Here is a 12,925-nt window from a genome sequence, read left to right as displayed (position 1 = left end):
CTAAAAAAGGAACATGGTAATTTCCATTTGATAGCTATCCCCTCATCTCAAAACATGTAGAAAATGTAGTTCTATTAAATAAAACTATTAATTAATTTATAAAAACAGTTTTTTAAAAATTAGAATGTGCCAAATATGAAAGTATTATGAATACGTATAGCTAAAATTCACGAGTTTATTTGAATGCGTGAAATTGTAAAGAATATTCAAATTTATTTCGGGCAATAAAAAATGCAGTGATTATTCACTGCATTTCGCTTTATTTATGACTTTATATTACCACAAAATTGACTTTTTTTCAAGAGTTGTATGGGTATAGTAACGGTGATATAACTAATCTCACTAGATGAGGGGGACGAAGATGAAGCTACAAAAAGTAGAACCAGTAGAATTTGAATTGGCAGAGGTTGAATCTTATTTATTAGTAAAAGGATTTGAACTAACAAAAGAAGATTTAATAGAACTAAAAAGTATTCAGGATCTTGCATGTACCCAAAATGAAATGGTGGAAATGGACAAAATGAAGTTTTTAACTATTATCAAACCATTTTCACAATCACCGTATTTACTCTTTAATAATTATTTAGAAATATTGAAGAATGCAATTCATTTGTTTTATGGAGTCCGTTGTAAATTTGATTGGCATATCAGCGATGATGAATTGATAAATGTTATCTATGATTCTTATTTACATGCCTATGGAATTATTGACAAAGATCTAAAAAAGGAAATCTATGCTCGATTAAAGAAAGAAGGCTATTCAAATCGTGATAATCAATCTAACTAATGCACATAACCAAGGAGTTGATGAGACCCTTCGTCAAGCTTTAGCACAACGACAAATAGATACAAAGAGATATCAAACACTTTGTCTTGAAGTATATGATGTGATTAATGAACTTGTAAATCTATACAATCACAAAAAAAGCAGTTCAATAAGTTTAGAAAACTATAAACAGATGATTGATACACTTAACTATTACTTTAACCATGGGTTTATGAATCATAATGCCAATGAGTTGATTGAAAAAGGAATTCATCATTTCTTTGATTTAGGTTATTTGGAAGTGAATAAAGATATTAATGAAATTAAAGAATTATTGGATCAAAGTAAAAAAAGACGTATTAAGACAAACAATGAAAGATACAATAGTATTATTGATGAACAAATTCCCAACTTTATCAAAACGTGCGATGAATATCGAGGGAGTTTTAATGCATGTTTTACAAAAGAAGATTTAGATTATCCATTAATTGATGGATTGCCCCTTGATCATGATATGTATTTATGTGATGGAACTGACTTAGTCTTGTATTACTTGCGAAGATTTAAAACAGAAAATGATTTTTGTACCTTGTTTGGTTCTAGAGTAAGCGATCTTATAAAACAATATGAGTTATGCAAAGATATTGAAATAACTTTGTTAAATATTAACTTATGTGAGTTATGTTTGATGCAATATATTGCGAATCGTTTGATTCAAAAGAAAGATTTGTTGTTGACGTACTATGAAAAAGAATTGGTTAAAACTTTTCATCACAATTATCAAGAAAAGATAAATAGGGTTTATACAGAAATGAATATGTTATTTCCAAAAGAAATTTTCGATACTATAATTCTATTCAAAAAAGAAATAGAAAATCGATTTATAAGTTTTTTTGAGAAAAATATAGAGATATTAGTTTATGAAAAAGTCCTCGATGAAAAATATAATGTAGTACTTACAGACACAAATAATTCACCCAACTTCAATAAACTATTAAAAGACATACAATCATTGGATAAGACAACAGATAAGATTGCCTATCTTCATGATTTTGAAGTCAGTCTTTTTGATATTTTGGATTTATTTGATAATGAAATTTTTTATGATGTGGAGTATGTACAATACTTTATTACATGTACTGTTGAGCAGTTAGCATTGTTTATTAAAATTGCGATTCCTGATTTAGGAAGATTTAATATGGATGTTAAAATGGATGAAATATTTTATTCTGATTTTGATGATACATGTATGTGGCAAAGATATCTTGTAGAATGTTTAAAAATGTTGAGTAATCAAAAGAGAAGTGAAATTGAATCTTTAGTGAGCAAGATACGATTAACGATTAATTAACAGTTCTTAGCACAATTTTTCTTACTATAGGGCCAGCAACAGCTAGTTGCCACACAAGAGCCATCATAATATTCGTAGCGAAAGTATGTAGCCAGATACTGAGAAGTTCAGATGATAAACCGCCTCTGAAAAGAATAGTAGCAACTAAACTCATCATAGGACACATCAAAAACACTGTGCACACTTGGATAAGCAAAATCATTAACAATGGAGAAGGGTGGTCTTTATAAAAGTAGGATGCTATTTTTCTTGCTAGTGGTCCTCCAATAAAAGTTTCTAATATAATTACAATGATAACTAGATTTACTAATTCAATTGGATTAATTAGAAAAGCTGAAAGTGAGAATGAATTATTTATCACCATGTGATTGTAGGTCTCCATTCCATAAACCATGAAGATGGACATAAGTAGAGAAAACAGTAATTTTTCTTTTTGAGTTTGTGGCATTTGATTTTCCTCCCATAAAAAAATGCATAAATCCTAATCTGGACTTATGCATATGCAACACGATTTCGATTAATTATAACGCTGTTTTTAAATGAAAGTCAAAGCATATTTTTTCAAAAAGTTAATACTTCATGATAAAATAAATATAGATTAAGAGGGTAAATAAATGAAAAAAATTAGACTGTATGGATGTCCTAAAGAAACGGTAGAAACATATAAAATGCTTTCTTCTACAACTAAAGTAGAGGTATCTCCAATTACCGATAATGATTTGGATAGAACAGTGAATGAAATATTTATGCATGACTGTCAGTTTGAAGAAAATGTGATATTGAAAGAAATGTTTATGATATTTCAGGGATTTACACCAGATGAAATGTTGAATTATTTAAATATTTTAAAAGAGCATAATGTACCCTATGGTGGAATTAAAATTATTGAAACAGATCATAATAAGAATTGGAAGCTACGTGACTTATTCAGTGAAGTACTTTTAGAACATGAGTTATTTAAAAAAAGTGAAATTCTTAAACAGGTTCTTATTTCAACAAGTAATGTGAACATTGATAAGTTAAATGAGAATGATAAGACTAAATTCAAAGAATTATTAATGAAGGGATATATGATGCTTCAAAATCCTTCGCGTGACTTAGAAAATATTGATTCATGCACTCGTGAAATTATGAACTATTTAAAGAAGATGTAGAAGCTAAAATAGTGATACTTTATCACTATTTTTTCATGGAACAATAGGATATAATGAATTAGCTTTATAAGGGGGATTAATATGAATGAAACAAGAAAAATAGTACTCGTTGGTACTGGTTCAGTAGGAATGAGTATGGCGTATAGTTTTTTGACAACAGGAGGCTTAGATGAACTTGTCTTAATTGATGTCAATAAAGAAAAAGCAATCGGTGAAGCAATGGATTTACAACATGGTTTGCCATATGCTAGACATAATCTAATTGTACGTGCTGGAGAATATGCAGATTGCAAGGGTGCAAAGGTTGTGGTAATTACTGCTGGAGTAACACAACGTCCAGATGAAACACGATTAGACTTAACTACACGAGATGCAATCATTATTAAAGATGTAACTGAAAACATCATGAAAAGTGGTTTTGATGGTATTCTTGTTGTTGCAAGTAATCCAGTTGATGGAATGACATATGTTGCTCAAAAAGTGAGCGGACTTCCTAAACATCGTGTTATTGGTTCAGGAACAATTTTAGATACGGCACGTCTTCGATTTATGATGAGTGAATATTTAAACATATCTTCTGGTAATATTCATGCCTATATTATGGGAGAACATGGGGATACAAGTTTTGTACCATGGAATAATGCATATGTAGGATGCAAACCATTATTAGAACTTCTTGATGAACAAGGAAGAGACTTAACAGATCTTCATAATATTTATACACAAGTTCAACAAGCTGGCTATGAAATTGTTAAGCGTAAGCATTCGACATATTATGGAATAGGGTTATCATTGAATCGCTTAGTTCAAGCAATTTTAAATGATGAGAATGTTATTCTTACAGTATCTGCATATCAAAATGGAGAATATGGACAAGAAGGATTGTATGTAGGTGTACCTGCAGTTGTTAATCGTGAGGGTGTAAGAGAAATAGTTAAACTTGATTTAAGTGATGTGGATAAAGCGAAATTTAATCATAGCTGTGAAACTCTAAAGAAAATTAATCATGATATTATTGATCCATTATTATAAAAGAAGCCATTAGGCTTCTTTTGTGTTTAGTGGTATGCGACCACCATGGTATGTTGTTGCGATTGATCCATATTGAGTAGCAATCTCTAAACATTCTTGAATTGAAAGATTATCAATCATACTTGCGATAAAGGCACCAACGAAGGCATCACCAGAACCTGTTGTATCAATAGCACTAACATCAACACTAGGGACTGTTAATGTATTTTCACTCAGATAAGTTATTGAACCTTCTTTCCCCATTGTTCTTATAATAATGCGTAACGTTGAGTCTAGAATGTTTGTGATATGTTGAAGTTGTAGACGATCAATTAAAACTTTGATTTCGTTATCATTACCTTTTATGATTGAAGAAAGACTTACACACTCTTTTAATAGGCTAATTTCTATTTGTTCTACTAGTGATCCTAAATCAAAGAAAATCTTTTTTCCTTGGTGAATCATTCTAATTAAAAAAGGTACTATTTTTTGACTTTCTAATCCATAAACTAAATAAATGCCTGATAAATAAATCCATTCAACATCTTCCATTAATTCTAAAGGAATATGTTCTTCATCAAAATTACCTTCAATTCCACGATATGTGAGAAATGTTCTTTCTTTGGTTTCATCAACAAGTATTGTACAAGAACCGGTTTGTCCATCTTCGCGATATAGACAAGTTGTATCAAAAGATTCCTCGGTGAATAATTGAAAAGCATCCAAATAATCTTTATCACCAATTGCAGAATAAATTAGGGGTTCTTTATTTAACCGCTTGAGTAATGTGGCAACATTTAAACAAGAGCCACCTAATTGAGTTTGTTTGGAATGAATCATGATATCTTGTCCTACTTTAGGGAGATTTGTGCATTCAAGAGTTTCGTCAATGCATAAGCCACCTAAAAGCAATACTTTATTTTTCATATGAATCTCACTTTCTAGAAATATTATAGCGAAAAAACAACAATATTACTAAAAAAGTATGATAAAATGAGTACAAATAGTTGAGGTATTTACATGAACAAAGAGTTAGAGACTTGGAGTGAACAAATTTACAATGTCCATTTACCACGATGGGAAGAACTTCCAGATATGGATTTATATAAAGATCAAGTGATAACATTGATAGAAAAGTATGTTGGCACACTGATGACAGCAGAGGAAAAAATATTAACACCATCAATGATTAATAATTATGTAAAATGGAAAATGATTCCAGCACCCAACCGTAAGAAACAATATAATCGTGTTCACTTTGCTTATTTAATTGCGATTACAATACTTAAACAAGTAATGACAATCAAAGAAGTGAAAGAAGGAATTCTCTTTCAAGCGAAAGTAGTTGGAACACATAAAGCATACAATTTCTTTTGTGATGAACAAGAAAAGGCATTACGAATTATTATGTCCACAATTAATGCATCTAACAAATCAACAAGTTTTGATAAAAACATTGATGAAAATGATATTGCATTAAAGATGGCAACTATTGCGTTTGCAGCAAAGTTGATTGCATCTAAGAAAGTAAAACTTCAAGAAGATAGTATACGAGGTGAAGTATGAGTAGGGTGTTTATTATAGGTGGAGCAAACATTGACATTTGTGGTGCAAGCCATGAAAAACTTCGTGCTTTTGATTCAAACCCAGGTGTAATTACAACCTCCTTTGGTGGAGTAGGTAGAAATATTGCAGAGAATTGTTGTCGTCTTGGACAAGAGGTTTACTTTGTTACTGTGTTTGCGGATGATTTATATGGCAAACAATTAAAAGCATATTGTGAAGAAGTTGGATTGAATTGTTCGCTTTCTAAAGTTGTTCATGGCGCAAGATCTTCTATTTATTTGGCAATTCTTAATGAGAATAATGACATGCAACTTGCAATGAGTGATATGGATATTTTAAAAAACATGGATACAAATATGTTGATGCATGCCTTATCACAAGTGAAAGAAGATGATTTATTAGTCATTGACACGAATTTAGAAAAGAAATATATTGATTTCATCTTAGCTAACGCAAATGCGCCAGTAGCGATTGATCCAATATCTACATTAAAGGCAGATAAGATTAAAGATGAGTTAGGTAGGTTCACAATTTTAAAACCAAATGTGTATGAATCAAAAGTATTCACAGGCATAGAAATTGTGGATAAGGAAACAGCAATTGCCACATTAGATGCTTATTTGAAAATGGGTGTCAAGGAACCTATTATCAGTATGGGTGAACGTGGTGTTATTGCAGCAAATAAAGACGAAAAGATTTGGGTTTCTCATAAAATGGTGGAAGTAACAAATGCAACAGGTGGAGGAGATGCTTTCCTTGCTGCATACTTAGTCGCAAGACTTAAAAATAAATCACTTTATGAAGCGGTTGAATTCGCTATTGCATCCGCGGTATGTACAGTAACATGTATTGAAACAGTAAACCCAGATTTGTGTGTTAAACTAGTGGAAGAAAAAATCCAAGAACTAGATATAGAAAGGGAATCATTATGATGATCAGAGTAAATCCAGAAGTACAAAATGCATTAGATAACAATCAACCAGTTGTAGCACTTGAATCTACAATTATTTCTCATGGAATGCCATATCCGCAAAATGTAAAAACAGCACTTGCGGTTGAAGCAATCCTTCGTGAAAGAGGTGTAATACCAGCAACAATTGGTATTATTGATGGTGTAGGCGTAGTAGGAATGACACCAGAAGAAATAGAAGAATTTGGAAAAAGACAAGGAATTATTAAAGTTTCACGTCGTGACTTACCAGTAATTATGTCTAAAAAATTATGGGGTGCTACAACAGTAGCAACAACAATGATTTTTGCGGCAAAGGCTGGAATTGAAGTATTTGTAACAGGAGGTATCGGGGGAGTTCACCGTGGTGCTCAAGAAACATTTGATATTTCCGCAGACTTACAAGAATTAGCACACACTAACGTTAGTGTTGTTTGTGCGGGTGCAAAAGCTATTCTTGATTTACCATTGACATTGGAATACTTAGAAACATTTGGAGTTCCAGTACTTGGTTATAAAACAGAAGAGCTTGCAGCATTCTATACTAGAACTTCAGGTTTAAAACTAGACTATAAAATGGATAGTGAAAAAGAAATTGCAGAAGCAATTGTAGCAAAACGTGAAATGGGATTAAATGGTGGCGTATTAATTGCAAATCCAATTCCAGAAGAATATGCTATGAATAAAGAAGAGATGGACAAAGCAATCAATGCAGCAATTGATGAAATGAATAAAATGGGTGTACATGGAAAAGAATCAACACCATTCTTACTTGCAAAAATAAAAGAATTAACAGGTGGTAAGAGTTTAGATTCAAATATTCAATTAGTCTTCAATAATGCAAAAGTTGGAGCAGAGATTGCAAAAGAAATTTGTCTATTAAAGAGGTAATTTTATGTATGATGTATGTGTTCGATTATTACACCAAAGAGGTGTAGAACTAAGAGATATTGCGGAATGTTCTGTAATGCTACAAAAGCAATATTTTCCGGATTTATTGATTGATGATGTAATAGAAGATGTTAAACAAGTTTTATGCAAAAGAGAAGTTCAACATGCCGTAATAACAGGAATTAATTTAGATATTATGGCAGACAAGGGATGCTTAGAATCAAAAGAGCTAGAAGATATACTTTTAAAAGATTATTCGCTCTATGGTGTTGACGAAGTTCTAGCTTATGGTATATGTAATATATATGGTTCTATTGCATTAACAAATTATGGTTACATTGATCGTGTAAAACCAGGGATTATTGGTCTATTAAATGAACATAATGGTAAACAATGTAATACATTTTTAGATGATATCGTTGGAGCCATTGCTGCAAGTGCTGCAAGTAGAATAGCTCATTCAAAGGAAAAAGGGGATTGCTGTGAATAATAAACGACCTATCACATCAGTAAGTACAAAAAAAGAAATTATGGCTAAGTTAATAGAATTAGGTGTAAAACCAGGAATGATTCTAGAAGTACATAGCTCACTTTCTTCTTTTGGATTTGTCGTTGGAGGTGCACAATCAGTGGTTGATGCACTTATAGATGTTGTCGGATATAGTGGCACTATTTTAATGCCATTACATTGTAGTGATAACACCGAACCAACTTTTTGGGTGAATCCCCCATGTGATTGTGGGTTAGCTCAAGTCATTCGTGAAAACATGCCTGCTTATCATAAAAAGGAAATGGATACACGGTATATGGGACAAATTGTTGAAAATTTAAGACGACGTGATGGGGCAGTTATATCGAATCATCCTAATAGTGCTTATGTAGCATGGGGAAAATATGCTAAATTGTTATGCAATCGGCACTCCCTACATTTTTCACTTTCGGAGGAATCACCAACAGCACGTCTATATGAACTAAAAGGATACGTTTTACTTTTAGGAGTTGGATTTGATAATTGTACGTTACTACATTTAGCGGAATATCGTTCAGATTGTCGCCCTATTTTACTACAAGGTGCTGCTGTTGAAATTGAAGGTAGACGAGTATGGAAAAAGTACTTGGATATTGATGTGAATAGTGATGAATTTCCAGCGATTGAAATTGAGTTAAAAGGTAAAGGTGCAATTAGAAGTACTAAGATAGGTAATTGTGATGCAAAACTTTTCCGCGCGGATGTTGCAATCGATGAAGCAGTACGTTATTTTGAGTCTCGCAATACTTATGAATATTATCGTTAAAGATAGATAATCATCTATCTTTTTCTATAGGAAGGTGAATAGTATGAAAAAAACAGCTGTACTAGTATTTGAGGGATTTTGTAATTATGAAATTTCGGTATTATTAGAAATGTTAGTGTTGAATGAGAAACCAGTAACTTTTGTAGCGAATAGACTCAGTATGATTCGTTGTGAAGAAGGGATGCAAGTTATACCTGATTGCACTTTGGATGATATGATCTTGGAAGATTATGATTCATTGGTCATTTCAGGAAGTTTTGCAGAAGGTTTATACAATAATTTTAAAGATGAAAAATTAATGGAAGTGATAGAACAATTTGAGAAACAAGGAAAACTTATTGCGGCAATTTCGTCAGCACCTATGATATTGTGCAAAGCGAATATTATGAGGGATAGAAAATTTCAAGCAGGTGTCGATAAGTCTTGGTTCTTGGAAGATATTAATATGCTTTTACATGAAGAGCAAATGAAATATTTGATAGATGTTCCTGAAATGAAGAAGATGCGTGAAAATGGAAATAGTGTTGATGATTTTATGATGGAGAATAAAGTTTTAACAGCCTATGGATGGAAGTATCGTGAATGGGCAGCAGCTTTCATAGAGTACTTTGGATTAAATCCCTATCGTACCTCTTTTGGACTTGATGCAAAATAGAAGCGGAAATTAAAATGAAGCTTATTTCCAATTGTGTATGGAATAAGCTTCACTTATTTTTTTGCATATAGCTTCAAAACACGATGCATCTTGAAGTGTAAATCGTTCTAATATAGGCGAATCAATGTCAAGCACTGCAATTACTTGGTCATTTAAGAAAATAGGAATAACTAATTCACTTTCTGAAGCACTGTCGCATGCAATGTGTCCTGCAAATGTATGAACATTAGGAATAAGTTGTGTTTGTTTTGTTGCGACAGCTGTACCACATACACCTTTTCCAATTTTTAAATGTGTGCAAGCAACTTTACCTTGAAAAGGTCCTAATATTAATTCGTCATTGTCAATAAAGTAAAATCCTACCCAATTGATTGTATCCATATTTTGATTGATACATGCAGTTACATTTGATAAAGCGGCAATTTTATTTTTTTCTTCAAGTAATCCTTGAACTTGTGCGATTAATAATTCATAGTTGGTCATATGAAATTCTCCTTTATTTAACATTGTATCACATTCCGAAGCATGGTATAATGCATTCGTGAACAGGGGTGCACATTGTGCTGAGAAATAACCCTTATCACCTGATCTAGTTAATACTAGCGTAGGGAGTTCTTATTTTTATCCTTACGCCTCAAACTTATGGAGGTGTTTTTTTATGAAAATTAACGTTAAAGATCTTAGTTTTATGGCGCTTTATGTGGCGCTATCACTTGTATTGGCTTATGTAAGTGAAATGGTTCCATTTTTAAAAATGCCTAGTGGTGGAAGTATTGAATTGTCTTTGATTGCAGTTTATGCAGCTTCTTATCATTTGGGATGGAAGAAGGGCTTAGCAGTTGGATTGTTGTGGTGGTTTGTTTCCTTGCTGTTTGGTATGGGAACTTGGTATCTAAATCCAATTCAATATAGTTTAGACTATATTATTCCAGCAGCAGTTTGTGGAATGGCTAGCTTATTCCCAAGAATTGGAAAGATTTCAAATGTCTACGTAGGTATGTTGATTACAATGAGTATTCGTTTTATTGCACAAGTGATTTCAGGCGTTTATTATTGGCCAGCTAATGAAGTAGCTGGAAGTATGGGGGCATGGGTTTACTCACTTAGTTATAACTTTGGTTATAATTTTGTGACGCTAATTATTGCGGCAATAATAATTCCAATTTTGATTAAGAGATTGAATTCTGATCGTTTCAAATTTGTAGGAGTTAGAGAGAGCTAAATTTTAGCTCTTTTTTCTTTTTATGGAAAACTTTAAACAATATAAAGTTATGTGTTATAATAGACACGGCTTTTTATTATAGAACTAAATGATTGGAAAGGGGAGTGTACATGTTACCTGAAGTAGGTTCAATGGTGTATATTCAAAGTTTCAAACATGATGGTTCTTTACATCGCACATGGGCTAAAGGGTTCGTGATTGAAGCGAGTGATCAACAAATTGTTGCAGTTACAAATAAGACTTGGGTAACAGAGGCAGATGGGCGTAAATGGTTTACGCGTGAGCCTGCAATTTGTTTCTTTTATCCAGATTGTTGGTTTAATATCATTACTATGATTCGTAAAACAGGTATTTATTACTATTGTAATTTAGCATCACCCAGTTTATATGATGGTGAAGCGATTAAAAACATTGATTATGATTTAGATATTAAACTTTATCCAAATGGCGAATATGAAATTTTAGATGAAGATGAATATCAAGAACATGGGCATGAGATGAATTATCCAAATGATATTAAAATGATTGTGGAAACGCAAATGCAAGAATTGATTCGTCGAATCAAAGAGATGGAAGATCCATTTAATGATGAAACTATTAACAAGTATTATAAGATTTATCAAAAAATGTACAAGCGTTAAAAAGTATGAGAAATCTCATACTTTTTTTCAACTTGTCTAGCGAGAGAAGTTTGGTGTATGATGTTCCTAGACTTTGCGGAGGATTTTAGAATGTCGTCAAATTTATACTATTTGGAAGTCAATATCATTGCACTTATCGTTTTAGGCATTCTTTATAATAATGAAAGAAAAAAGCTAGCGAGAACGGTTGAACAAAAATCGTTCAATCTTATTATTGTTAGTGTGATTATGGTTGTTGCAATGGATACAATTATGTGGGTTGTGAATGGACATGATTTTATAGGTGCATTTGCATTCAATTGGATTGCGTCGACTGTTTATTATTTTTTTAATTGCTTTGTGCCTTTTAGTTGGTTTTTCTATGTCGTTGTTTATTGCAATTTGTATCAACGCTATTTTGAAACTAAAAGGAAGTATATTTTAATTCTGCCACTGTTTATTAACACAGTAATGGCTATAATCAATTATTTCACGCACTGGATGTTTTATATAGATGAAGCAAATATGTATGTACGTGGAGATTTATTTATCATTCCTTCAGTTTTGGCACTTCTTTATTTACTGCTTGCAGCATGTGTAATATTTAGAAAATATAAAGTGGTGGTTGGCGAAGAAGAAAGAGGAAAGATGAAAACGATGATGACATTTATGGTACTTCCTATTTTGGGTGCAATTGTTCAAATAGAAGTATATGGAGTGTCTCTTATATGGATAGGTGCGACCTTATCTATATTGATGGTTTTTATCAATATTCAAAATAGTCAAATTACTACCGATATGTTAACTGGATTAAACAATAGATATCAATTTAATCGTTATCTTAATAAAGTATTTCTTATAGAGAATGAAAGAGAAGATGATGGACTTATATTGATAGATGTAAATAAGTTTAAAACTATCAATGATATATATGGACATTTGGTTGGTGATGAAGCACTGATTAAGACAAGTATAATATTAAAAGATTGTTGCAATAAACATAAAAGTTTTCTAGCTCGATATGGTGGTGATGAATTTATCATTGTATGTAAAGATAAAGATCATCAAGAACTCATTTATCTTATTAATGAGAAGATAACGGAGTTCAATGATATGAATAAAGAAGTGTTCAAATTATCACTGAGTATTGGGTATGCTGCATTTAAAGATCCAATGGTTAAAACGATTGATGAATTGGTTGCCCATGCAGATAGAGAAATGTATGTTAATAAAAAGAATTATCAAGAACAAATGAAGTTGGATTTGAAGTGATTTAAAGGCTTATTTAAAGGGATGTATACAGTTAATGAAAAAAGTTTAAAAAAAGTTCAAAAACTTGTTGACAGTATATATACCATTTGATATTATAGTAAGGCACCTTGGGTGTGAATGATCTTTGAAAACTGAATAGGAAATTAAACAACGAACGTCAAAAAAAGGATAAG

General features: G+C 31.8%; 16 protein-coding genes and 1 riboswitch. Of the genes, 13 read left to right on the top strand and 3 right to left on the bottom strand.

Going from position 1 to position 12,925, the window contains the following annotated elements; translation table 11 throughout:
• Positions 1-361: 361 nt before the first annotated feature.
• Both RSB60_RS08145 and RSB60_RS08140 read left to right on the top strand, forming a co-directional pair.
• A complete protein-coding gene (locus tag RSB60_RS08145) occupies positions 362-787 on the top strand; it encodes a DUF6323 family protein (protein WP_332615670.1) in 426 nt (141 codons plus the stop codon).
• Positions 768-2,117 carry a DUF6179 domain-containing protein gene (locus RSB60_RS08140; RefSeq protein WP_332615667.1) on the top strand — a complete coding sequence of 450 codons (1,350 nt, stop codon included), beginning with the start codon at positions 768-770 and terminating at the stop codon, positions 2,115-2,117. The genes RSB60_RS08145 and RSB60_RS08140 overlap by 20 nt, the downstream gene beginning before the upstream one ends.
• Here the strand turns inward: RSB60_RS08140 and RSB60_RS08135 are convergent.
• Positions 2,110-2,565, bottom strand: coding sequence for a DUF2798 domain-containing protein (locus RSB60_RS08135; RefSeq protein ID WP_332490974.1), 456 nt, complete (start codon positions 2,563-2,565; stop codon positions 2,110-2,112). The genes RSB60_RS08140 and RSB60_RS08135 overlap by 8 nt on opposite strands.
• 166 nt (positions 2,566-2,731) lie before the next feature.
• Between RSB60_RS08135 and RSB60_RS08130 the strand changes: the two genes are divergently transcribed.
• Both RSB60_RS08130 and RSB60_RS08125 read left to right on the top strand, forming a co-directional pair.
• Positions 2,732-3,271, top strand: coding sequence for a DUF3783 domain-containing protein (locus tag RSB60_RS08130; RefSeq protein ID WP_332615665.1), 540 nt, complete (start codon positions 2,732-2,734; stop codon positions 3,269-3,271).
• 81 nt (positions 3,272-3,352) lie between these two features.
• Positions 3,353-4,303 carry an L-lactate dehydrogenase gene (locus tag RSB60_RS08125; RefSeq protein ID WP_323382750.1) on the top strand — a complete coding sequence of 317 codons (951 nt, stop codon included), beginning with the start codon at positions 3,353-3,355 and terminating at the stop codon, positions 4,301-4,303.
• Between the two features lie 9 nt (positions 4,304-4,312).
• Here RSB60_RS08125 and RSB60_RS08120 read toward each other — a convergent pair whose 3' ends face one another.
• Positions 4,313-5,209 carry a carbohydrate kinase family protein gene (locus tag RSB60_RS08120; RefSeq protein ID WP_323382749.1) on the bottom strand — a complete coding sequence of 299 codons (897 nt, stop codon included), beginning with the start codon at positions 5,207-5,209 and terminating at the stop codon, positions 4,313-4,315.
• Between the two features lie 93 nt (positions 5,210-5,302).
• On the opposite strand from RSB60_RS08120, the gene RSB60_RS08115 reads away from it, so the two are divergent.
• From RSB60_RS08115 to RSB60_RS08090, 6 genes are read left to right on the top strand one after another with little or no spacing between them, the layout of a single operon-like run.
• Positions 5,303-5,848: a DUF1836 domain-containing protein gene (locus RSB60_RS08115; protein WP_323382748.1), complete on the top strand. Its 546-nt coding sequence runs from the start codon at positions 5,303-5,305 to the stop codon at positions 5,846-5,848.
• A complete protein-coding gene (locus tag RSB60_RS08110; RefSeq protein WP_323382747.1) occupies positions 5,845-6,780 on the top strand; it encodes a carbohydrate kinase family protein in 936 nt (311 codons plus the stop codon). Before RSB60_RS08115 ends, RSB60_RS08110 begins: the two co-directional genes overlap by 4 nt.
• Positions 6,777-7,688 carry a pseudouridine-5'-phosphate glycosidase gene (locus tag RSB60_RS08105; RefSeq protein WP_332490969.1) on the top strand — a complete coding sequence of 304 codons (912 nt, stop codon included), beginning with the start codon at positions 6,777-6,779 and terminating at the stop codon, positions 7,686-7,688. Before RSB60_RS08110 ends, RSB60_RS08105 begins: the two co-directional genes overlap by 4 nt.
• Before the next feature lie 4 nt (positions 7,689-7,692).
• Positions 7,693-8,178, top strand: coding sequence for a phosphatidylglycerophosphatase A family protein (locus tag RSB60_RS08100; RefSeq protein WP_323382745.1), 486 nt, complete (start codon positions 7,693-7,695; stop codon positions 8,176-8,178).
• A complete protein-coding gene (locus tag RSB60_RS08095; RefSeq protein WP_323382744.1) occupies positions 8,171-8,983 on the top strand; it encodes an aminoglycoside N(3)-acetyltransferase in 813 nt (270 codons plus the stop codon). The genes RSB60_RS08100 and RSB60_RS08095 overlap by 8 nt, the downstream gene beginning before the upstream one ends.
• Positions 8,984-9,026: 43 nt before the next feature.
• On the top strand, positions 9,027-9,638 hold the full coding sequence (locus RSB60_RS08090; protein ID WP_332615658.1) for a DJ-1/PfpI family protein: 612 nt from the start codon (positions 9,027-9,029) through the stop codon (positions 9,636-9,638).
• A 21-nt stretch (positions 9,639-9,659) separates the two neighbouring features.
• Here RSB60_RS08090 and RSB60_RS08085 read toward each other — a convergent pair whose 3' ends face one another.
• Positions 9,660-10,121: a GAF domain-containing protein gene (locus RSB60_RS08085; RefSeq protein WP_332475365.1), complete on the bottom strand. Its 462-nt coding sequence runs from the start codon at positions 10,119-10,121 to the stop codon at positions 9,660-9,662.
• Positions 10,122-10,175: 54 nt separating this feature from the next.
• A riboswitch (TPP riboswitch) is annotated at positions 10,176-10,266 on the top strand.
• Between the two features lie 30 nt (positions 10,267-10,296).
• On the opposite strand from RSB60_RS08085, the gene RSB60_RS08080 reads away from it, so the two are divergent.
• The 3 genes from RSB60_RS08080 to RSB60_RS08070 all read left to right on the top strand — a co-directional run bounded on the left by RSB60_RS08080 (position 10,297) and on the right by RSB60_RS08070 (position 12,752).
• Positions 10,297-10,860: an energy-coupled thiamine transporter ThiT gene (locus RSB60_RS08080; RefSeq protein WP_323382741.1), complete on the top strand. Its 564-nt coding sequence runs from the start codon at positions 10,297-10,299 to the stop codon at positions 10,858-10,860.
• A gap of 110 nt (positions 10,861-10,970) precedes the next feature.
• Positions 10,971-11,501, top strand: a complete 531-nt coding sequence (locus RSB60_RS08075) for a DUF402 domain-containing protein (RefSeq protein WP_323382740.1) — start codon at positions 10,971-10,973, stop codon at positions 11,499-11,501.
• 90 nt (positions 11,502-11,591) lie between these two features.
• Entirely contained in the window at positions 11,592-12,752 is a 1,161-nt protein-coding gene (locus tag RSB60_RS08070) for a GGDEF domain-containing protein (protein ID WP_323382739.1), read from the top strand.
• The last annotated feature ends 173 nt before the right edge of the window (positions 12,753-12,925 follow it).

The organism is Anaerorhabdus sp. (assembly GCF_036657415.1).
Lineage (GTDB): Bacteria > Bacillota_I > Bacilli_A > Erysipelotrichales > Erysipelotrichaceae > Anaerorhabdus.
The sequence above is the reverse complement of the archived record's forward strand: the minus strand, read 5'-3'. Positions and strand labels throughout refer to the sequence as shown.

Excerpts from the sequence above, each read along its gene's own strand:
- RSB60_RS08145 (WP_332615670.1), top strand. The coding sequence starts at position 362 with ATGAAGCTACAAAAAGTAGAACCAGTAGAATTTGAATTGGCAGAGGTT.
- RSB60_RS08135 (WP_332490974.1), bottom strand. The coding sequence starts at position 2,565 with ATGCCACAAACTCAAAAAGAAAAATTACTGTTTTCTCTACTTATGTCC.
- RSB60_RS08130 (WP_332615665.1), top strand. The coding sequence starts at position 2,732 with ATGAAAAAAATTAGACTGTATGGATGTCCTAAAGAAACGGTAGAAACA.
- RSB60_RS08125 (WP_323382750.1), top strand. The coding sequence starts at position 3,353 with ATGAATGAAACAAGAAAAATAGTACTCGTTGGTACTGGTTCAGTAGGA.
- RSB60_RS08120 (WP_323382749.1), bottom strand. The coding sequence starts at position 5,209 with ATGAAAAATAAAGTATTGCTTTTAGGTGGCTTATGCATTGACGAAACT.
- RSB60_RS08115 (WP_323382748.1), top strand. The coding sequence starts at position 5,303 with ATGAACAAAGAGTTAGAGACTTGGAGTGAACAAATTTACAATGTCCAT.
- RSB60_RS08110 (WP_323382747.1), top strand. The coding sequence starts at position 5,845 with ATGAGTAGGGTGTTTATTATAGGTGGAGCAAACATTGACATTTGTGGT.
- RSB60_RS08105 (WP_332490969.1), top strand. The coding sequence starts at position 6,777 with ATGATGATCAGAGTAAATCCAGAAGTACAAAATGCATTAGATAACAAT.
- RSB60_RS08100 (WP_323382745.1), top strand. The coding sequence starts at position 7,693 with ATGTATGATGTATGTGTTCGATTATTACACCAAAGAGGTGTAGAACTA.
- RSB60_RS08090 (WP_332615658.1), top strand. The coding sequence starts at position 9,027 with ATGAAAAAAACAGCTGTACTAGTATTTGAGGGATTTTGTAATTATGAA.
- RSB60_RS08085 (WP_332475365.1), bottom strand. The coding sequence starts at position 10,121 with ATGACCAACTATGAATTATTAATCGCACAAGTTCAAGGATTACTTGAA.
- RSB60_RS08080 (WP_323382741.1), top strand. The coding sequence starts at position 10,297 with ATGAAAATTAACGTTAAAGATCTTAGTTTTATGGCGCTTTATGTGGCG.
- RSB60_RS08075 (WP_323382740.1), top strand. The coding sequence starts at position 10,971 with ATGTTACCTGAAGTAGGTTCAATGGTGTATATTCAAAGTTTCAAACAT.
- RSB60_RS08070 (WP_323382739.1), top strand. The coding sequence starts at position 11,592 with ATGTCGTCAAATTTATACTATTTGGAAGTCAATATCATTGCACTTATC.